Source organism: Pseudoalteromonas sp. MB41 (assembly GCF_020966275.1).
GTDB lineage: Bacteria > Pseudomonadota > Gammaproteobacteria > Enterobacterales > Alteromonadaceae > Pseudoalteromonas > Pseudoalteromonas lipolytica.
Map to the genome: position 1 here is coordinate 703,183 of NZ_JAJJZF010000001.1, position 20,037 is coordinate 723,219.

20 protein-coding genes are annotated in these 20,037 nt (G+C 42.5%); 10 read left to right on the plus strand and 10 right to left on the minus strand.

Features of this window, described 5'->3' with window-relative positions; translation table 11 throughout:
• The first annotated feature begins 119 nt into the window (after window positions 1-119).
• The 7 genes from LPA49_RS03155 to LPA49_RS03185 all read left to right on the plus strand — a co-directional run bounded on the left by LPA49_RS03155 (window position 120) and on the right by LPA49_RS03185 (window position 6,246).
• Window positions 120-911, plus strand: coding sequence for a crotonase/enoyl-CoA hydratase family protein (locus LPA49_RS03155; RefSeq protein WP_036966584.1), 792 nt, complete (start codon window positions 120-122; stop codon window positions 909-911).
• Window positions 912-982: 71 nt separating this feature from the next.
• Window positions 983-1,336, plus strand: a complete 354-nt coding sequence (locus tag LPA49_RS03160; RefSeq protein ID WP_180311036.1) for a CidA/LrgA family protein — start codon at window positions 983-985, stop codon at window positions 1,334-1,336.
• Window positions 1,326-2,036 (plus strand): LrgB family protein, encoded by a 711-nt coding sequence (locus LPA49_RS03165; protein ID WP_036966578.1) that lies wholly within the window; start codon window positions 1,326-1,328, stop codon window positions 2,034-2,036. Before LPA49_RS03160 ends, LPA49_RS03165 begins: the two co-directional genes overlap by 11 nt.
• A gap of 33 nt (window positions 2,037-2,069) precedes the next feature.
• Window positions 2,070-2,912, plus strand: a complete 843-nt coding sequence (locus LPA49_RS03170; RefSeq protein WP_075593798.1) for a mechanosensitive ion channel family protein — start codon at window positions 2,070-2,072, stop codon at window positions 2,910-2,912.
• 106 nt (window positions 2,913-3,018) lie between these two features.
• Window positions 3,019-4,161 carry a PepSY domain-containing protein gene (locus LPA49_RS03175; protein ID WP_036966573.1) on the plus strand — a complete coding sequence of 381 codons (1,143 nt, stop codon included), beginning with the start codon at window positions 3,019-3,021 and terminating at the stop codon, window positions 4,159-4,161.
• The gene (locus LPA49_RS03180) at window positions 4,161-4,631 is read left to right on the plus strand and encodes a hypothetical protein (protein ID WP_036966570.1); all 471 of its coding nucleotides are present in this window, start codon (window positions 4,161-4,163) and stop codon (window positions 4,629-4,631) included. Before LPA49_RS03175 ends, LPA49_RS03180 begins: the two co-directional genes overlap by 1 nt.
• A gap of 202 nt (window positions 4,632-4,833) precedes the next feature.
• Window positions 4,834-6,246, plus strand: coding sequence for a family 43 glycosylhydrolase (locus LPA49_RS03185; RefSeq protein WP_118844563.1), 1,413 nt, complete (start codon window positions 4,834-4,836; stop codon window positions 6,244-6,246).
• A gap of 33 nt (window positions 6,247-6,279) precedes the next feature.
• Here the strand turns inward: LPA49_RS03185 and LPA49_RS03190 are convergent, their stop codons facing one another.
• Together LPA49_RS03190 and LPA49_RS03195 are read right to left on the minus strand one after the other, a co-directional pair.
• Complete coding sequence (locus LPA49_RS03190) at window positions 6,280-7,029, minus strand: RIO1 family regulatory kinase/ATPase (RefSeq protein ID WP_036966563.1); 750 nt, start codon at window positions 7,027-7,029, stop codon at window positions 6,280-6,282.
• An 86-nt stretch (window positions 7,030-7,115) separates the two neighbouring features.
• Window positions 7,116-7,580 carry a MarR family winged helix-turn-helix transcriptional regulator gene (locus LPA49_RS03195; RefSeq protein ID WP_036966560.1) on the minus strand — a complete coding sequence of 155 codons (465 nt, stop codon included), beginning with the start codon at window positions 7,578-7,580 and terminating at the stop codon, window positions 7,116-7,118.
• A 213-nt stretch (window positions 7,581-7,793) separates the two neighbouring features.
• Here LPA49_RS03195 and LPA49_RS03200 point away from each other — a divergent pair, with 213 nt between their 5' ends.
• Genes LPA49_RS03200 through LPA49_RS03210 form a run of 3 tightly spaced genes read left to right on the plus strand, consistent with a single transcriptional unit; the run spans window position 7,794 to window position 10,062 of the window.
• A complete protein-coding gene (locus LPA49_RS03200) occupies window positions 7,794-8,858 on the plus strand; it encodes a hypothetical protein (protein WP_230235567.1) in 1,065 nt (354 codons plus the stop codon).
• Between the two features lie 48 nt (window positions 8,859-8,906).
• Window positions 8,907-9,797, plus strand: coding sequence for a dienelactone hydrolase family protein (locus LPA49_RS03205; RefSeq protein ID WP_118844565.1), 891 nt, complete (start codon window positions 8,907-8,909; stop codon window positions 9,795-9,797).
• Window positions 9,798-9,846: 49 nt separating this feature from the next.
• On the plus strand, window positions 9,847-10,062 hold the full coding sequence (locus LPA49_RS03210; RefSeq protein WP_036966555.1) for a hypothetical protein: 216 nt from the start codon (window positions 9,847-9,849) through the stop codon (window positions 10,060-10,062).
• A gap of 61 nt (window positions 10,063-10,123) precedes the next feature.
• Here the strand turns inward: LPA49_RS03210 and LPA49_RS03215 are convergent, their stop codons facing one another.
• The 8 genes from LPA49_RS03215 to hrpB form a co-directional block, all read right to left on the minus strand.
• Window positions 10,124-10,831, minus strand: a complete 708-nt coding sequence (locus tag LPA49_RS03215; RefSeq protein WP_036966552.1) for a TorF family putative porin — start codon at window positions 10,829-10,831, stop codon at window positions 10,124-10,126.
• Between the two features lie 11 nt (window positions 10,832-10,842).
• Window positions 10,843-12,060: a choline transporter gene (locus LPA49_RS03220; RefSeq protein WP_075594441.1), complete on the minus strand. Its 1,218-nt coding sequence runs from the start codon at window positions 12,058-12,060 to the stop codon at window positions 10,843-10,845.
• Between the two features lie 130 nt (window positions 12,061-12,190).
• Entirely contained in the window at window positions 12,191-13,861 is a 1,671-nt protein-coding gene (gene betA, locus LPA49_RS03225; RefSeq protein ID WP_180311038.1) for a choline dehydrogenase, read from the minus strand.
• Complete coding sequence (gene betB / locus LPA49_RS03230) at window positions 13,861-15,324, minus strand: betaine-aldehyde dehydrogenase (protein WP_075594439.1); 1,464 nt, start codon at window positions 15,322-15,324, stop codon at window positions 13,861-13,863. Before betB ends, betA begins: the two co-directional genes overlap by 1 nt.
• Before the next feature lies 1 nt (window position 15,325).
• On the minus strand, window positions 15,326-15,916 hold the full coding sequence (gene betI / locus LPA49_RS03235; protein ID WP_036966541.1) for a transcriptional regulator BetI: 591 nt from the start codon (window positions 15,914-15,916) through the stop codon (window positions 15,326-15,328).
• A 292-nt stretch (window positions 15,917-16,208) separates the two neighbouring features.
• Window positions 16,209-16,676, minus strand: a complete 468-nt coding sequence (locus tag LPA49_RS03240; RefSeq protein ID WP_075594438.1) for a nuclear transport factor 2 family protein — start codon at window positions 16,674-16,676, stop codon at window positions 16,209-16,211.
• A gap of 126 nt (window positions 16,677-16,802) precedes the next feature.
• On the minus strand, window positions 16,803-17,240 hold the full coding sequence (locus tag LPA49_RS03245; protein ID WP_075594449.1) for an acyltransferase: 438 nt from the start codon (window positions 17,238-17,240) through the stop codon (window positions 16,803-16,805).
• Between the two features lie 157 nt (window positions 17,241-17,397).
• The gene (hrpB, locus tag LPA49_RS03250) at window positions 17,398-19,818 is read right to left on the minus strand and encodes an ATP-dependent helicase HrpB (protein ID WP_180311648.1); all 2,421 of its coding nucleotides are present in this window, start codon (window positions 19,816-19,818) and stop codon (window positions 17,398-17,400) included.
• Window positions 19,819-20,037: the final 219 nt, after the last annotated feature.

The following is a 20,037-nucleotide window of genomic DNA, read 5'->3' on the forward strand; positions in this document are numbered from 1 at the left end:
AGCATATGACAGAGTTACCGTTTTTTGAAAAAATTAACGTTTCTTTGCGACACATCAGCATTTCTTTACATACTTGTCATTAGCTCGTAAGCTCTAACACACAGGTCAGAGGAGTTGCCATGATAAAGCTAGAAATAAAACAACACGTCGCTTGGGTTTACCTTGCTCGTCCAGAAAAGCAAAATGCGCTTAGTTTTGATATGTTTGTCGAGCTGTCACGCGTCATCAAAAAAATTAAACGTGACCCTCGCTTACGCGCTGTGGTGATTAGTGGTGAAGGTGAACACTTTTGTTCTGGGCTCGATGTCGCAGCCGTTATGAAAAAGCCCAGTAACATCATGAAACTGCTTTTTAAGTGGCTGCCGGGCAATCAGAACCTTGCGCAAAAAGTGGTCTTAGGCTGGCAAGATTTAAGTATTCCTGTAATCGCAAAAATTTCGGGGCATTGCTTTGGCGGAGGAATGCAAATAGCACTCGGTGCCGATTACCGAATTGTAGATAAACACGCCAAACTGGCGATTATGGAAGCACGCTGGGGGTTATGCCCCGATATGGGAGCAAATGTGGTGCTTGCAGGATTAATGAAACGTGACCAAGCACTCTGGTTGGCAAGTCATGCCGGTCCCGTATCTGCTGAGGACGCTAAAGACTATGGGCTTGTTACCCAGCTTACAGATGATGTTGATAAACACACCGCGGCAATGCTCGAAACCCTCATGGCGCGTTCACCAGATACATTGGCAGCAATTAAGCGGCTTACTCAACAGAGCTATCGCTCGCAGCAACGTAAAATCTTAGCAAAAGAAACCTGGAGCCAAATTCGCTTATTAATGAACCCAAATACCAAAAAAGCCATTGCTAAAGCAAAAGGAGCAGATGATATTGAGTTTAACAACGCCAAGTCATGGTAAGCTAAAGTCGCATAGTACTACTGACAAGGGTATGATGTAGTTGAACTTTCACAAGCCATTTTCCATCTATCATGAAATACCTGTTCAGTAGTGCCATTATTCTTGCGTGCTTAGCGGTCGCTAAGTATTTAAGCCTGTTACTTAACAGCTCTTTTCCTGCGCCATTGCTCGCTATGGTCATGTTACTTTTACTGCTATTAACGGGGGTTGTTAAAGAGCATCAGCTAAAACCGACAGCCAGCCCTCTGTTAAATTACATGCCATTATTTTTTATTCCAGCGGGCGTTGGCATCATTGAGCACCTTGGTTTAATTGGTCAACATTGGTCGCTTCTGCTCACTGTATTTATTATTGTGCCTTTGAGCAGCGTATTGCTCATTGGTGGCGTTATCGCCTATTTTAAGGGGCGTGAAAATGACGACTAATTTATGGTGGTTAAGCGTTCCAGTCATTATTTGCCTTTTTTTGTTACTAAGAGTCCTCAACAACAAAACAACTCACGGTGTTTCAAAAGCACTTAGCAACCCTGTTTGCTGGGCTATTTTGATTATTGCTGCGTTACTTGTAACACTCGACTTACCTTATGCGCCGTTTGCTGAGCACAGCAAAATACTCAGCTGGTTATTAGAACCAGCGATAGTCGCCCTCGCTTTGCCGCTGTATCAGCAGTTTGTGCACGTAAGAAGAAACCTATTACTCATCGTGATTAGCTGTAGCTTAGGGGTGATTAACGCCACTGTTGTTGCCTCACTCATTTGCTATTTTTTTGCTGCCCCTGCTGAGCTTAGTGCATCGCTTGCCAGCCTTTCTGTTACAACGCCCATCACGTTAATTGTCACGGATGCACTGGGCGGTATTCCTTCTCTTGCTGCTGCAATGGTTATTTTTATTGGTGTACTGGGTGGGATTTTTGGCAATTTAATTTTTTCGCTATTAAACATCCGTAATGCACAAGCTAAAGGTGTTGCCATCGGCACCGCGTGTCATGCTATTGGCACCGCCTCACTTATTACTGAAGAGGCAAAAGCCGGCGCATTTGCATCGGTCGCAATGGCACTGAGTGCGCTTTTAAGCGCTATAATAGTGCCCTTACTCTATCCTGTTTTACAACATGCTCTGGTATAGTCAGGGCAAGCAGTAACCTTGTTAGGAAAACACATGATCGATTCTGAATTACAACAAGTTGAAAAATACTACCACTTGATTACCGAATACCTCGTTACCTACAGCATGCAAATTTTTGGTGCCATCTTAATCCTGTTCTTTGGTTTATGGGTCGCACAAAAAGTATCAAAAATGATTGCTGGATTAATGCAACGGCACAACATTGACATAACCTTAACTAACTTTGTCAGTAACGTTGTTAAAGTACTGCTTATTATTATGTTTTTGGTTATCGCACTGGGTAAAATAGGCATCAGTGTTACACCATTTGTTGCAGCAATCGGTGCTGCATCGTTAGGGGCTGGTTTAGCACTGCAAGGTATGCTGTCAAATTATGGGGCTGGTCTTGCAATCATTGCCACGCGCCCTTTTGTTGTTGGCGACACGATTGAAGTAAAGGGCGTTAGCGGACAAGTTAAAACTATTGAACTTGGGTATACTATTTTGATTAACGAAGAAAAAGTCGAAATCACTATCCCAAACAAACACATTGTTGGTGAAATTTTACATAATTCGTTTAGTTATTCACTGGTAAAAGGTGAAATTGATATTGCCTACGATGCCAACGCAGACTTAGCAATTGAACTCATCGAAACAGTATTAAAAGAGCACGAATTAGTTGCCGACGAGCCTCATTCACAAGTGGGTATTGAGCGCTTTGCAGACAGCGGCGTGACATTAAGTTATCGTTATTGGGTGCCGACGACCAAAATTATTGAAACCAAGCTCTCGGTTAACCGCAAAGTATTCAGCGCTATTCAGGGTGCAGATATCGACATTCCCTTCCCACAGCGGATCGTTACACTTAATCACACACATGAGAAAGGTGCTGAATAGCACCTTTTTTACCTCGCTACGACAGAGATTGTGTTTCATTAAAGCTTTGTAGTACAATTTGAATGATAACAATTACTATCATCAATTAAATGTCGGGCTATTTTTCATGAGTAAACGTCTTTGGTTCCAGCTACACGGTTGGTTTTCGCTGCCTATCTGGGTGTTATTCTGCTTTATCTGTGTTACGGGCACAATTTCAGTAATAAGCCATGAACTGACGTGGTTAACCAACAGCGAAGCACGCGCAACTAACCCTAATAATTTACCGGCGATGCCTGTTGATCAGGTTATTGAAAGCGTAGAAAGTGCTTACCCAAGTGCCGATGTTATGAGTGTACTTACTTATGAGCCTTACCTTGTAAACGCAGTCATTTTTACCGACACAGACAAACCTTATGCTGTTGCTTACGTCAATCAATACACTGGCGAAGTGCAAGCTGTAAACAGCACCATTTCGTTTATTGAGTTTATGCGTACCCTGCATGGTTGGTTATTTTTCCCTTGGCAAGAAGGCTACAGCATTGGTTATTACTTAGTAAGCGCAATGGCATTTGTTATTCTGGGTGCTCTAATCACTGGCTTAGTAATTTATAAGAATTTCTGGCGTGCATTCACGCAACCAAAATTGCGCTTTAATCAAGGCCGTAAAACCTTCCTCAAGGACTTACATACACTCAGCGGAGTATGGTCAATTTGGTTTATGGCAATCATGGCGTTGACTGGCTTATGGTATTTTGTACAAGCCTTTATGTGGCACAACGAAATTGATATTGAAGAGCACGCCCCGTTAGTGGCGGTGTCGACATTGCCCGCCACAAAACAAACACCACCAACTGATTTAAAAGCCGCATTAGCAGCCACAAAAGCAAAGTATCCCGACTTTAAACCGAGCTATGTGATGCTACCAGAGCATAATCGCGGTATGTTCAACATTATGGGCAGTGGTGATACGATTTTTTATGATAACTATGCGTACTCAACCTCTGTTAATCCATGGACCGGTGAGATTGCAGCCAGCAAAAGTCCAGAAACAATGACAGGATTACAAACTCTATCGCACATTACCGACCCCCTTCATTACGGTAATATTGGTGGCCTTTGGACCAAAGTTATCTGGTTTATCTTTGGCTTAATTTTAAGTGGTATGTCGGTCACAGGGTTTATGATGTACACCTCGAAATTGGTAAAAAATAAACCTGAAAAAGCACGCCAAGCTGCGCCCGTTAATAACATTCAGGAGGCAAACTAATGGCACGTTTAAACGCAACGTGGTGGCAACGTAAAAAGTACCTGTTACATGCAATTGTGCTCGCCTTACCGGTGTGGTTTATTTACCAATCGCTCAACCCACAATTCCCTGCTCTTTGGCAAGAGCAACAAGCTGGTGAGTTTAAAATTGCGCCAATGCCACTTAATGAAGATGCCCCCTATTCGCATCATAACGAGTATGTAAAAGATTTCTTTATCGCCTTTAATCAAGGTGATATTAGCAATATACGTCAAGCCTATTTAAATATAGGTGAAGCGCCGCTGCCACTCACTGAATTTGCAAAAGATGAAGAAGGCCTTATGCATGGAACGGCACATGGTCAACACGCACATGCAATAGCCCCGAAAGCTATTTCGGCCGATGACAAATTGTGGGTCACAATTCAGACATGGCAGGGTCAATTACACACCCTACAATGGGACATTCCTAATCAGTTTATTAGTCAATAATTTTTAAAGCCACTCACTGAGTGGCTTTTTTATAACTTCCCTCTCTAACCGCCACCAAGTAAATTATTTGTTAATTTATTTCACCAAAACCTTTACAAAAATAATAATATAATAAAGTATTATAAATAGTTTGATTTCTTCAAACTAATCCTAGGATCAGAACACACCAAGGAAAGCTCAAAAACAATGATTTGGAGACACAATGATACTTTCTAAAAATACAGTTGGCGTTATCGGATTAGCCGCCAGTTTGCTGTTACCGAGTGCCTATGCCATTGATAACGGCGTCTATACGATTAAATCGAAATACAGTGAAAAACTTGTCGAAGTTGGTAACGCCCAAACCAATGATGGCGCAAACGTGAGTCAATGGGGGAATACGAACCACGATACACAGCGCTGGCTAATTACCAACATTGGCGGCAGTAATTATTCGGTCATTAACTTGAACAGTGGTAAAGCTCTCGAAGTATTTGATTTCTCGACTGACGATGGAGGCAACGTTGTACAATATGAGTATGCAAACATTGCCAGTCAGCACTGGCAAATCAATGAAGAAGGCAGTGGCTATTATAGCTTTATCAATGATCACAGCGGTAAAGCACTCGACTTATATGAATTTAATGGTAATGATGGCGCGAATATTAGTCAGTGGAGTTACAATGGCAGTGATGCTCAGCAATGGCAACTTACTAAACTCGCCAATGTAGAATCCACTCCTTTTGACCCATCGACCACCAATGGTGCAGCCAATCACTGGCCATTAACAGGCAGTTTAGTGACCCATGATCCGACTATTGGTTACGAAAATGGCACATGGTGGATTTTTCAAACAGGTCCCGGTATTTACGGCAAATACTCAAGTGATGGCGTAGATTGGAATGATGCTTTACCTGTTTTTCCAAACGGACTTGCTTGGTGGGGCAACTATGTACCTGATCATGATGGAATAGATGTGTGGGCGCCTGAATTAAAACGATACAATAATCGCAGCTGGTTATACTACGCTATTTCGACATTTGGTTCACGAGTCAGTGCCATCGGTTTAGCATCAGCCAGTAGCGTGGCCGCAGGCAATTGGCGTGATGATGGCTTAGTGATCAACACCACAAATAGCAATAATTACAACGCGATTGATCCCGATTTAATCGTGGCTAAAGATGGTGCGCCTTGGCTTACATTTGGCTCATGGAATTCAGGGATCAAGCTTACGCGCATTAACCCAATGACCATGAAACCCTTTGGCGAAATTTACTCATTAGCGAGTCGCTCTGGTGGTATAGAAGCCCCTACTATTATCTATCGCCAAGGTTACTACTACTTATTCGTTTCTATGGGTAAGTGTTGTGAAGGCACTAACAGTACCTATCGAATTGCATACGGCCGTTCAACTGATATCCGTGGCCCTTACCTTGATAAAAATGGTAACAACATGCTATCAGGGGGCGGTAGTATCCTTGATGCAGGTAACAGCCAGTGGGTCGGTCCAGGTGGACAAGATATCCTTAATACCGATGTGATTGTGCGCCATGCATATGATGCGGGTGACAATGGCAGACCAAAGCTGCTTATTAGCACACTTAATTGGGATGCGAATGGGTGGCCTAAATACTAGTTTTCTTTCATGAAGCGCGTGCAAACGCGCTTTTTAGAACCTTTCAAAAATACTGCGAATAAAGTCAGAGTTTAAAATTTGTGTGACAACGCCACTGCCCCACACATATGCTCGCTGTAGCGGGTATCCTTTAAAAATCCAGCGTTTACGAACATGATTAAAGTCATGCAAATACGCCGCTTTTGCTTGCGGTAATGAGTCGTTTGCTAGTTTTTGCCATGCTTTATAAACCCCACTCATATCAGCCCCTCGCATAAAGCGCTGCAACCAACGTGGAAAACGAGCAAACCGAATTGCCGACTGAAAATCAATGATATAGGGCTTACCGTCTTGTGAACAAATCACATTACCCAGATTACGCAGGTCTAAGTGCACCACACCGTGGCGATGCATTTTTGCGACTAAACGCTCAAACTCTTTAAAAAAGTCGCGCGGTAATTGCTGCTGTTGCAATGCAAGCTCCCTTAGTGGTGTACCTTCAATAAAATCATAGGCAATGGCAATAGGCGATAAACGACAAAAGTGGTCTACCACACCGTCAACACCTTTAAGCCGTGACAATCCCTTGTACTCTTGATTTATAAACAGTGGAGCAATGGTTTTTCTAACCCACCACGGGCTATGCTGAAAATCTTTAATGATTAAATCGTGTTGTGCATCTTTATAACGATACACAATTGCATTGGCAAAGCGCCCTGTATGCAATACAGACAAGCCTTCACGACTAAATTGATGTGATGGAAACTGAGCTTGAAGCTGAGCGAGTAACGATGATTCAAACATAACAACCCAGTATTTATTAAATTAAATGCCTAGGCAACTATATTATCAAAACGACACGGCAGCGACAATGTACCGCTTAGAGAAATTTATGCTTTTAAATTATGAATCGCTCTAAAGAGTAAGCTGGCAAGTTGGTTTTTCTCATCCTCAGAAAAGCCCGCTAATGCCTCACGGTAAATATCATTAACGGTGGGCAGTATCTCAGGATAAAGCTGTTTGCCCTTTTCTGTAAGGCATAAAATGGTTGAACGGCGATCTTCTATTGACTGCTGTTTAGCCACTAACCCTTTATCTTCTAAACGGCTTAATAGGCGACTCATGGCACCACGGTCATACACCATGTGCTCGCACAGTTCAGCCAACGTTGTTACTTTTCCTCGAGCAAGCAGTACCACCACAATGTATTGTGCCGAAGTCAGTTCTTTACTTTTTAGAGCACAGTCTAGGTGAGTCACTAAATTAGAGCGCAAATACGACACCAATCGCCCGAGATCTTGAACGGGATCTAAGTCTTCAATACGGCATTGCCCAATAGATACAGGTTCTTTCATAGTTCCTCACCGCAGTTAATCGTCATTCATAGACCGTTAACCACTAAAATAATTCAATCTGAGTTCATTGCTTCAACGCCTATGATTAGTGTAGCGTAGGTAAGCGTACAAATTTCAGAGGGCGTTATGCTAAGTAAACAACATATTATCAAGTATTTAAGCCTCATAGTACTGTTACGGCTGTGTTGGTTAGAACAGTTTCAGCAGTATATTATGAGCTTTATTGACAGCGCCCTGCTGCAATCGACTCTTGTGTATGCGTCTTCACGTACCGTCAATGCGGCAATTTCTTTATTACAATCCGCCGAAGTCGGTATTGGTATAGCCAGTATTCAACCAGCTCAGCTACTTGACCCCGTCAACGATTTAGCGGAGTACATGTCGGATGCGATGCGTCTTGCCATTGGCTCACTATTTTTACAGCGAATTTTATACACGATTTCATCCGGCATCATATTTAGCAGTGTTTTTACAGTATCAGTAATTGCATACCTTATTTGTGAGTGGCGTGATTTTTACCCAACGCTTCGCCATAAATTAATGGCGAGCCTGATCCTTATTCGCTTTTTAGTTCCTGCGGTGGTGCTAACGACGGGGTTGGTAAGCCAAGTATTTTTAGACGAGCAAATAAACCAACAAAGTGAGCAAGTCAGCGAAAAAGTGGCTACCGTAAATAATAATGCCAGCACAACGTCGGCACTGTCAGCAAAGCTAAAAGCCGAAGTCGACAGTCAAAAACAGACCCTCTTCGACAAGCTATCGTTACTTAATGATCAGCAAATTAAAAACCACCAGCAAGCGACCGAGCTCAAACTACAAATGGCTGAACTCGACAAAAAAATAGAAGCGATTCAAGCCACTCGCAGTTTATCTGAGGTAATCACTTTTAAAGAACTAGCCAAAGCAAAACCATTACTCGATCAAAAGCAGCAACTCACCGCCAAGTTTAATGCTGTGCTTGAACAACAAATGGCGCTTAATCAAGAAAAAGACGCCTTAAACGAGCAACTTGACACCCTGAATGCGTCGCTTAACCACGATTCATCATCACAAGTGAGTAAAATTATCGACACCGTCACCTCGGGCATTAGTAATATGGTGGCCACCGTTGAAGACTTGTTTATCGACTTTTTAAATATTTTGTCGTTGCTTATTTTAAAGCTGCTATTAATGCCTTTAATATTCTTATACTTGTTCAATAAAGCATTCAACGCTATTTGGCAGCGCCGTTTTATCGATGTCATAAAGCAAACAAAAGAACAGGCTTTTAATCACTGATAATTAGTCTAAAGTTATAAACTGAATTCATTTTTAAAGGATATAAGTATGACTGAGCAACGCCACAACCACATTCCCCAAGAAGCCTTCGATTGGTACGACGAATATGCCCATGGCTTGATAGACCGTCGTACTTTTATGAAAAAACTCGGTGGTCTTGTGGCTCTTGGTTATTCGATGGCAGTATTAAGTAGTGCTCTACTGCCTAATTACGCCTTAGCAGAGCAAGTATCCTTTAACGACCCAGACATAAAAGCCAGCTATAAAACCTTCGACTCCTTTAAAGGGCATGGCGAGGGTAAAGGCTATTTAGTCGAACCGACAAATTTAACCTCTAAGCGCCCTATTGTACTCGTTATTCACGAAAATCGTGGGCTTAATCCTTATATTAAAGATGTCGCTCGCCGCCTTGCCAAAGCAGGATTTATTGCGTTTGCCCCAGATGCGTTGCACCCGTTAGGTGGCTATCCTGGTAACGATGATGAAGGCCGCGCAATGCAGCGTTCAATGGATAAAGAAAAAATTCAGCAAGACTTTGTCGCCGCAGCAGAGTACTTAAAACAACACCCAAACAGCAATGGCAAACTTGGCGCTGTGGGCTTTTGCTTTGGTGGTTATATGGTGAATTACTTAGCCGCTATCGACAGCACGTTAATTAATGCAGGCGTGCCTTACTATGGTACGCCCGCGGTTAAAGAGCTTAGAAAAAACATCAAAGCACCGTTATTGGTACATTTAGCTGAATTCGATACACGTGTGAATGAGACTTGGCCAGATTATGAGGCTGATTTAAAAGCTCACCAAGTCCCCTACACGATGCATATGTACGAGAAGGCAAACCATGGTTTTCATAACGATTCAACATCACGCTATGATGAAAAGCAGGCAGAGCTTTCTTGGCAACGCACACTCGCATTTTTTAACGAGCAATTGATTTAAGCGGAGCAATTACATACACTCTCGAAAAAATTTAAAGGCTAATAAGTACATGGAATCAGAGGTTCGTTATCGCTTTGACTCTCAACAAACCGCTAACCGCTTTTTAAATAAACTCAGACACTGGTCTGTGGCTAATGTTAAAGCCAGCCTATGCCAAGGCGGTTTTGGCGTGAAGATTCGCTATGAAGCGGATAACTCAGGGTTTGATTATACCTTAGCCGAGCTTGATGACTTGGCCATGCAACACGAAGGCATAGAGTTTTAATTATCAGCATTAAAAACGGCTAACCTAGGTTAGCCGTTTTGATAAATAGAGGGGGTTCTTTTTACAGATCAAAACTGCGCGAAATAGACGCGACGATACGCTCATCGGCAGTATCCCAGTCTAGACTGGTGTTTTCACCTGCAAGCTCAAAGTCAAAACCTGCAAAACTAGTTTGGTACGCCAAACGATAATGGTTATAAGATTTATCGTTGCCATCCCACGCAAATTTATTACCATCTAACGAGTTAGAAATATCAAAACTTGCACGTATCGCATGATTCGGCGCAATTTCAACCGTGTGGGCAATCATAGAAATCACATGGCCTGCATCGGTACCAAAATAATCCCATGCATACCAAAAGTTCAACTCTGTGAAACCTAAGCTGTTGGTATAACCAAATTTAGCGTAGGTTTCAAAGTAGTTACCATCGCTAGAATAATCTTCACCGTGGTACGAGTAATATGCAATACCATAATCAACACTGAGGGCCTCATTGAGCTCAACAAAATGACCTAAGTAAGCATCCCATTCAATGTCGGTGCCTTCACCAAAATCAACATTTGAGGCCCACGTACCGACATACATGCCTGAATCTGCAAAGGCATAATCTAGGCTGCCCTGAATAGCAGGGTCGTTCATCGTTTGACTAACACCGTTGAAGGTATAGTCAGATGCAAGTGTAACGGTGGTAGATAAGTCAGCCATCGCTGATGTCGAAAGTAGTGCCAATGGCAACGCTGTTGCTAATACTGTTTGTCTTGTTGTCATGTTGGTTTCCCTTAGCTAACTGTTTCTATTTTTGTAAAATCTAATTTGTTGTCTTTTGGCGAGCCTTCGATGTTTTTCACGGTTTTATATTTGCTATAGCCAATAAACACGGCGCAGCCGAAAAATAACGCGATAACTAACGCACCAACCCATTGGATCTGTAAAAAGTCGAACTTAAACAGCAGAGTCAGTAATGAAAGCGCAACCACATTTAAGGCAATATAATTAAGTTTGCCTAAACGCTTCACCGTTAAGTTTAGATTATCTGTGTATAAACGGATCAAAGAATCGAGTGAGTTAATCACAAACACCACACCAACAAATACCATCGCTATGTTTTTAAGGCCCGCAGTGGCAATACCCGCTTCGTGGTACTGGTATAAAACACTAAACCAAATAGCAATAGGAATAGACGGAAAAATTAACATTGCAGCGAGTACTTGATAGGTTTTTAAACCACCTACAAAACGTGACGTAAATTGACCAATCATAATACTCCACGCAAACCACCAAAATAGATAAAAAGCATGGTAATCATTTAGGGGTAATACAAACTCATCGATGTTGCCAAAATAGCCACCTATTAACGCTAAGTTATCAACAAATGCTGATGTTTGCGCTTCAGAGCCAACAAATGCACCGACCCACATAAACGCAATTAATGCGATAAATAACCACGTTGTAGAAATACTTAAAAAGCGCACATATTTAATGTCAGTACTTGAGTACACCGCAAAACAGATTGCTGCAAACACCAGTAAGTAGAAAGTCGGAATAATTGACTCACCATCACCTAATGAAGGTAAATACCACGGTAAGTTCGACAGTAGTAAAAATGCAGTAAATGCGCATGTACCAATAATAACGATGTTATTAATTAGTTTTACCCAAGCGATTTCAAAAAACTTCACTTTGGGTTCTATTACACAGAAATAAAAGCACGTAAGGAAATAAAATCCCCAGATCAAGAAGCCCCAAAAACCAAACTCAATGGCTAATGGATTGGCAAACGCATACTCTGGGCTTGCTTTTATGTCTGCATAACCTGCAAACTCTGTCAGTGGAAACATAATCAAGCCAACGTCTAGGCCTGATGTAAATAAAATTGCTATGAACGTAAATGTTCTCACCGGTGTGACACCTACACACCTTACAGTACCCCATTTAAATAAAATAACCGCAATTGCTAATAGGGTAAAAATGATGCCAGCACTAAGCCATAAGGTCATAGTTACCCCCCCAAAATAAGTAATAATACTTCATTGTTTCTCCCATTTTTTTCCCTCGCATTAACGCATCATAAACAACTTATGATGCGCGCCACTGCAAGCCCCACAGCCGACACTGCGGGTGGCCTTATTAAATCTCCGAACTACGCTGCGTTGATTGCCATTGTTTTTCCATAGCAACATCTGCGCTTGATGCCGTTAATAAAGGCTTACCTAAAATTAGATCTGCCGCTTTTTCTGCCACCATAATGGTAGGCGCATTTAAATTTCCGTTTGGAACGGTTGGGAAGATAGACGAATCCACGACCCTTAAACCTTCAATGCCGTGTACTTGAGTTTGCGAGTTAACAACTGCCATCTCGTCTTCACCCATCTTGCACGAACACGAAGGATGATAAGCACTTTCGACCGCTTGACGAACAAATGCATCGATTTCTTCGTCGCTTTGCACATTTTTACCCGGTTGAATTTCATCATCGCGATACGCATCAAAAGCGCTTTGTTCAATGATTTCTCGAGTTAAGCGCACGCAAGCTCTAAAGCCTTCAATGTCATCTTTGTGTTGTAAATAATTAAATTGTATTTTAGGTGCAACCCTAGGATCAGCCGACTTAATCGTCACCTCACCACGGCTTTTAGGTTTGTTATGACCAACATGCACTTGGAAGCCATGCCCATCAAAAGCACTTTTACCATCGTAACGAATCGCTGCTGGTAAAAAGTGATATTGAATATCTGGCCATTCGACACCGGGTTTTGAGCGAATAAACGCACACGATTCAAAGTGGTTCGTCGCCCCTAAACCTGAGCGGTTTAATAACCAACGCGCCCCAATTAAGCCTTTCGAAATAAGCCCTAACTTGCCATTTAAAGTAATTGGCTGCTTACACTTATATTGAAAGTAAAACTCCAAATGATCTTGTAAGTTTTTGCCCACACCTGGTAAGTGGTGTTTAACCTCTACACCCGCTTTAGCGAGTGCCTCTTTATCGCCAATACCAGACAACTGAAGAATATGCGGCGAGCCAATTGGACCGGCACTTAAAATAACGTCTTTTGTGGCAAACGCTTGCTGTCTAGTACCCGATAAAGAAAATTCAACACCCGTTGCTTTTTTACCTTCAAGCAATACTTTTTCAGCTAATGCGCCGGTTACCACGGTTAAGTTTTTACGTGACTTAACGGGGTCTAAATACTCACGACTTGCCGAACTGCGCACACCATTTTTCACAGTCATGTGCATTGGCCCAAAACCTTCTTGCTGTGCACCGTTATAATCATCGGTGTGAGCATACCCTGCTTGTTGGCCCGCTTTGATAAACGCTTTGTATAAAGGGTTCGCCATTTCATTACCGTTATTAACCCCTAATGGGCCGTTATCACCACGGTAACTATCTCCCCCTAAATAAAACGATTCAGCGCGTTTAAAGTAAGGCAAACAGGCTTGGTAATCCCAACCTTCAGCGCCATGCTGCTGCCACTCATCAAAATCTTTTGCATGGCCTCGGACATACACCATGCCGTTAATAGATGACGAACCACCTAAAACTTTCCCGCGAGGACAGTGCATTTGGCGGTTATCTAAATAAGGCTCTGGCTCAGTGTGAAACTGCCATGCATATTTATCAGTATTCATTGGAATTGACAGCGCTGTAGGCATCTTAATAAAGATGCTTTTATCGCTACCACCCGTTTCAAGTAATAACACCTTGTTTGAAGGGTCTGCTGATAGTCGGTTAGCCAACACGCAGCCTGCTGAGCCTGCACCGACTATGATGTAATCATAGTTCTGTGTACTCATTAAAATGGACTCTCTATATTGCTCATACCCACGTAAATCGATTTTGTTTGGGTGTAGTGTTCAAGTGTTTCAATGCCGTTTTCGCGACCAATGCCCGATTGCTTATAACCGCCTACAGGCATTTCTGCTGGTGAGTTACCATAGCTATTAATCCAACAAATACCCGCTTGTAATTGGTGAATAACACGGTGGGCACGTTGAATATCTTTCGTAAACACGCCCGCAGCTAAACCGAGGTGAGTATCGTTCGCACGGCGAATCACATCGTCTTCGTCATCAAAGACTAATACGCTCATTACCGGACCAAAGATTTCTTCTTTAACAATGGTCATGTCGTCTTTACAATCAACGAAAATGGTCGGTTCTACAAAATAGCCGTTCGGTGCTGAGGCAGGTGATAAAGCCTTACCACCGGTTAATAACGTCGCCCCTTCTGAAATACCTTTATCGATATAGCTAAGCACCAACTCTTGGTGTTTTTTAGAGATCAGCGCCCCTAAATTCACCTCAGGATCCATTGGGTCGCCAGCAATAATATTTTGCTCAGTGCGTGTTTTCAGCTCATCAATAAACTGCTGATACACATTTTTGTGCACATAAATTCGTGTACAGTTAGTACAAACTTCGCCTTGAGTATAAAAGTTACCTAGCATTGCGGCACTTACCGCTTGTGAAACATCTGCATCATCAAACACTAACAGCGGTGACTTACCGCCAAGCTCCATGGTCACGTCTTTTAGTGAACCCGCAGCACTTGCCATCACTTTTTTACCTGTGCCTACTTCACCCGTAAACGACACTTTTTCGATGTCTGGGTTTGCTGTTAGCCATTGACCTACTTCACCAGCCCCTTGTACAACATTGAATACACCTGCTGGTACACCTGCTTCGATAAATATTTCAGCAAGTTTAATGGCACCCAGTGGGGTTTCTTCTGATGGTTTAAAAATCACCGCATTACCTGCAGCGAGTGCGGGGCCTGATTTCCAACACGCAATTTGCAGTGGGTAGTTCCATGCGCCAATGCCCGCACAAATACCTAAAGGTTCTTTACGCGTGTAATAAAAGTCATTACCGACCATTTGCTGCTGACCTACTTGAGCAGGCGCAAGACCAGCAAAATACTCAATCACGTCTGCGCCAGTTTCTACATCAACACACTCAGCTTCTTGCCATGGTTTACCCGTATCAAGCACTTCAACTTTTGCTAGTTCATCATTACGTTCACGCAAAATAGACACCGCTTTTAATAAAATGCGACTACGCTCAATCGGGGTCATTGCAGACCAAGCAGCAAAGCCTTGCTTCGCACTTTCAATAGCGGCGTTTTGAATAAACTCATCGGCCACTTCAACGTGATAAATCACCTCGTCTGTCGCTGGGTTCTTTACCGCAAAGGTATCGCCACTTTGATTCTTCAAAAAGTGGCCATTTATAAAATTTTCGTAAACAGGTGTGGTCATTTTAGGCTCCATACTGTTTTATTAGTGAACGAATGTAGTCTTTTACTAATTGCTCACAATGTTCAAATTGATCTTGGTCTGACTTACTTAATACGGCTCTTAACCATAAACCATCGATCATGGCTGCACTTAACTCAGCAGCTAAATTAGCATCGCTATCGCTCATTAACTGTTTGAATGAGCTCAATAAATTACTAAACAAACGTTTACTATTAACGTTTTGTAAGCGATGCAATTGAGCGTCGTGCATTGAATGCGCCCAAAAGCTCAACCAGGTTTTGGTGTTATTGCTTTGCTGCTGAGTACGCGAAAAGTTTGCTTCAACGATAAACATCAGTCGTTGCTCAGGGCTGGTTTGTTGCGTTACTCGATTCAATAAAGCACTCTTTAAGCTCGACAATAAATAACGCACAGTGGCTTCAATCAAGCCCTGCTTACCACCAAAATAATGACTGATAATGCCCGACGATAAGCCGGCCTTTTTACTAATGCTATTTATGGTGGTGCCTTGCAAACCAAGCTCTGCAACCGACTCAATTGTGGCGTCAATTAACTGCTGACGGCGAACAGGTTCCATTCCAACTTTCGGCATAATTTTTTATTGATTGAACGTTCAATTAAAATAAATGGTAAGGTAATCAATTTGCCAATTCAAGGTTGACAAATTGTAAACACCCGAAAACCGTTCCACTAAAGTTTAGCTAAGCCTCTGTTATTCAGTTTATTATTCGAGATATAAAAAAGTTTTAAATTTATGCAAAATAAAGTCTAAAAAGTATGAATTTAGGCAAATAAGTAGGAAACGGAGGTTATTTTTTGCGGGCTGTTTTTATTAAAAAAGCGCTTATTCAAGCGCTCACGATACGTTAAAAGTACAGCTAAGATCATTCATGGTATTTTCGAATAACGGCTACCTTGCCATTTTCTATTTCGAGTACATCCATGATGGTTTGCGTGTACTCAATGGCTTGCTGATTTTGCGGGTGGATACCTTTTGCGTGATGGGTGTAACGCAACGCAATGGCTGAGTCATTAAAAATGAAGGTATCTAGTAAGTTGGCTTGATATTCAGTGTGTGCACCAAGGTAAAAAGTCATCCCTTTGCGCATCATCGCTTTACCATCTGGCTCTCTTGAATCATCAGTTTGATAAGGTAAATGTTGGTTTGCTACATCGTCTGTTAATAAAGCTAAAAAGGCCTCTAATTCTTTTTTAGTGGCGTTAGGCGCTTGCGTTGCGACCATGGTATTAAAGTATTGCTGTGCCAGCGCTGCGAGCTCCGGGTTAGCTTGCTTTGCTTGGCTGCTAAATGCGCTAAGCAGGCAAATAGCTAAAAAATAAAGATGCTTCATTGTTATTCCTTGTTCGTTATTCTATTAATCTTAAACCTAAAATAACGACAAAGACTGTAATTAGCAATTACTTAGTTAAAGACACTGCGGCTGAGTATTAAAATAACCACATTATATTTAAAGCATTTAAAACAGTAAGCTCGTCAACCAATAGCTCAGCACCACAAAACTAATGTTGGCGAGCGCCCTTACCCACCAGGGGGCAAAGCTAAACTGTAATTGACTAAATTGAGTAATAAGCACCACCACAGCCATGACACTAAACCAGGGAGTAAAAAAGAACACCGGTTTTAACTTTACTATACTCACCGCTAAATCATGTAAAGCGCCGCTAACGGCAAAGGTTACCAGTACAGCACACCAAACTGGCAGCACCTCATTACTGGGTTTCATCACGTAGCGCGATAAGTAGTAGCTCCAAATGGGATTCCAATAACGCCAAAATAAATAAAACGAACTTGCACCTAACGAACGACTCAGCATATTACGCATCGAGTCTTTATGCCCCAGCGGCACACCGGTGCGTTTTTTAACGTATTGAGCTAGGGTTATAGGCGTAGACACTGGCATTCTCTTTTGCTATTGACCTTATCAGACTACTAAAGAGACAGTAAAAACGAAACCTATACAATGCAGGAAATTGTAACGGGTTATGACCATGGCAAACTTAATTAGATGGGTCACTATAAAGCCCCGCTACTCGCTTGGCTTGCTATTTACTTCACATTTTACTTTTTACTTTATTTGTTGCTTGGCTCGTAGCTGGGTTGTCTGGCCAAAAGTGTTTTGGGTAACGCCCTTTCATCTCTTTTTGTACGTCGCGGTAACTGGTTTGCCAAAAATTCGCTAAATCTTGAGTAAGCTGCAGAGGCCGTTTTGCAGGTGATAAAAGCTCCATTAATAACGGTAACTTACCTTGTGCAAGCAAAGGTGTGCTGGTCATGCCATACACTTCTTGCATACGCACACTCAGCTTTGCAGGGCCATCGAGCTGGTAGGTAATTCTTACATTAGAGCCACTTGGCACAGTTAAACGCAATGGCAGTAACTCATTTAATGCACTTTGTTGCTGCCAATCAAAACAATTTTTTAGTGCTTCGCCGTAATTAAACTTTTTTAACTGCTCAAGATTTTTAATATCACTCAGGTAAGGCGCTAACCATTGGCTATGTGCACGTAGTTCGTCTCGATTAATGGTCGGAAATGACTCTGGCAACAGCGTGCTTGCCAAACTCATACGAGTGAGTAACTGTTCATTGTCAGTTTGCTCATTAAATAACTGAAAACCATGCTTGCTAAATAAGTTTAACCACGCTTGAGTGCGCTGAGCTTTATCAAGCGGCTGTTTACTTGGCTGACTTGATACTGTGATAGCCCCTAGTTTTACTTCATCTTGATGGATGAAACGTCCTGTTTTTTCGTCGTATTCACATCGCGTCTGCGATGTGAATAAATGGCCGAGTTCATCTTCAAGTTCACTGGGCACAAACGCCACGCCAGCAAATACGCGACTCCCTTTATGGCCGCCCATGCTGGCAATGGCAATGTAGTCATCGTTATGCCAAAACTCTTCACTTAAATCAGCACCTGCGCCATTAGCAAGTAAGTAACCATTACCGCGTTTTTTCGCCAATCGGTCAGGAAATGCAAACGCCACCAGCAAGGCAAGGTATTGCGTTTTAAGCTCAAAGGCTGCTTTCAATTGCAAACGTGATAACCAATAGTTTAATTGCTGTTTAAACACGGGATGCGGCTTTGTATGCTGGCTATGCAGCGCCAAATTAAGATCGGCAGGCATCGTTATGCGGCTTTCGAGTAAGGCGATTAAATACGCCGCTAGCTCATATATGCCTGGCATCGTTACTTGTAATTTTTGTGCTTTAATCAGCATATGTGACAACCGAATATCGGCACCAAAGCTGAGCATTTGACTGCCAAGCGGTGTCAGCTTGTCATTTTCATCTATGGCTTCCAGCATTTTCAACAGCGCTGTTGCTTGCTTAATTTGTTGCGTGCTTGGTACATCAAGCAGGCTTAGCTCTTCAAGTGAAGCGCCCCATTGCTTTGCCTCAAGTAATAACTGGCTAATATCACTGGTGAGAATTTCAGGTGCGTCGTGATTATTGCGACGCTCAAAGGTTTGCTTACTCCCTAAGCGATACACCACGCCCGGTTCAATACGCCCTGCGCGACCGGCTCGCTGCACCGCCGATGAGCGCGAAATATTTTGCGTTATAAGCTCTGTAACACCGGTTTTTAAATTAAAGCTGGCTGCACGGCGCTTACCACTGTCAATTACAATACGTATACCTTCGATGGTTAAACTGGTTTCAGCTACATTGGTGGTCAACACAACTTTACGCTTCCCTTTCGTTGCAGGGGCGATTGCAGCTTGTTGTTCTGCTTTGTTTTGTTCACCAAATAAAGTAAACACCTCGCACTGATCTGCAAGGTCGCTTAGTGCTTGCTGCACCCGTAATATTTCGCGCTGTCCGGGTAAAAAAACTAATGCGCTGCCAGCTTGCTCATTGAGCGCTTGTTTAATAATTGCGGGTATACCATCGAGCCATCGGCTTTCGTCTTTGAGTGGAATATACACTTCATCAATCGGGTAACTTCGCCCTTCAGAGGATATTATTGGGCAGTCAAAAAACTCACTGTACCGCTCACCGTCTAAGGTGGCCGACATCAGTAATATTGTTAAGTCGTCTCTCAATGCCGCTTGCGTTTCAAGGGCAAAGGCAAGCGCGGTATCTGCAGCAATTGAACGCTCATGAAACTCATCAAAAATAAGTAAATCAACGCCACTTAGCTCAGGATCGTTTTGCAGCATACGGGTCAGCATACCTTCGGTGACAATCTCAAGCCGAGTGGCGGGGCTCACTTTTGACTCCCCTCGAATACGCAAACCGACACTTTCACCGACTTTTTCGTTTTGTTGGCTCGCCAAATACTGGGCAATATTACGTGCAGCCAGACGTCTTGGCTCTAACATGACAATGTGTTTAAAGTGCCCTTCACGCATTAATGTGAGTGGCAGCCATGTTGATTTACCTGCGCCCGGTGGTGCTTGTAATAAGGCCATAGGGTTATTTTTTATTGTTGTTAGCAGGGATTGATAAATATCTTCAACTGGCAGCACGTCTGGCATCTCTTACTTTCTTTTTGCCCATTGTATCAAAAAACGATGAACAGCCTCTCATTGAATGAAAGAATTACAAGGTTTTCCTTAAAACCCAGTACAAATTGCAGGCATGTAACACTCTATGTCTAATCATAATAATAAAAACGATGTAATTCAGTTGGTTATATATAAACCATGAATGGCATAACGATTGCTTTTATTAAAGTGAATGTTTAA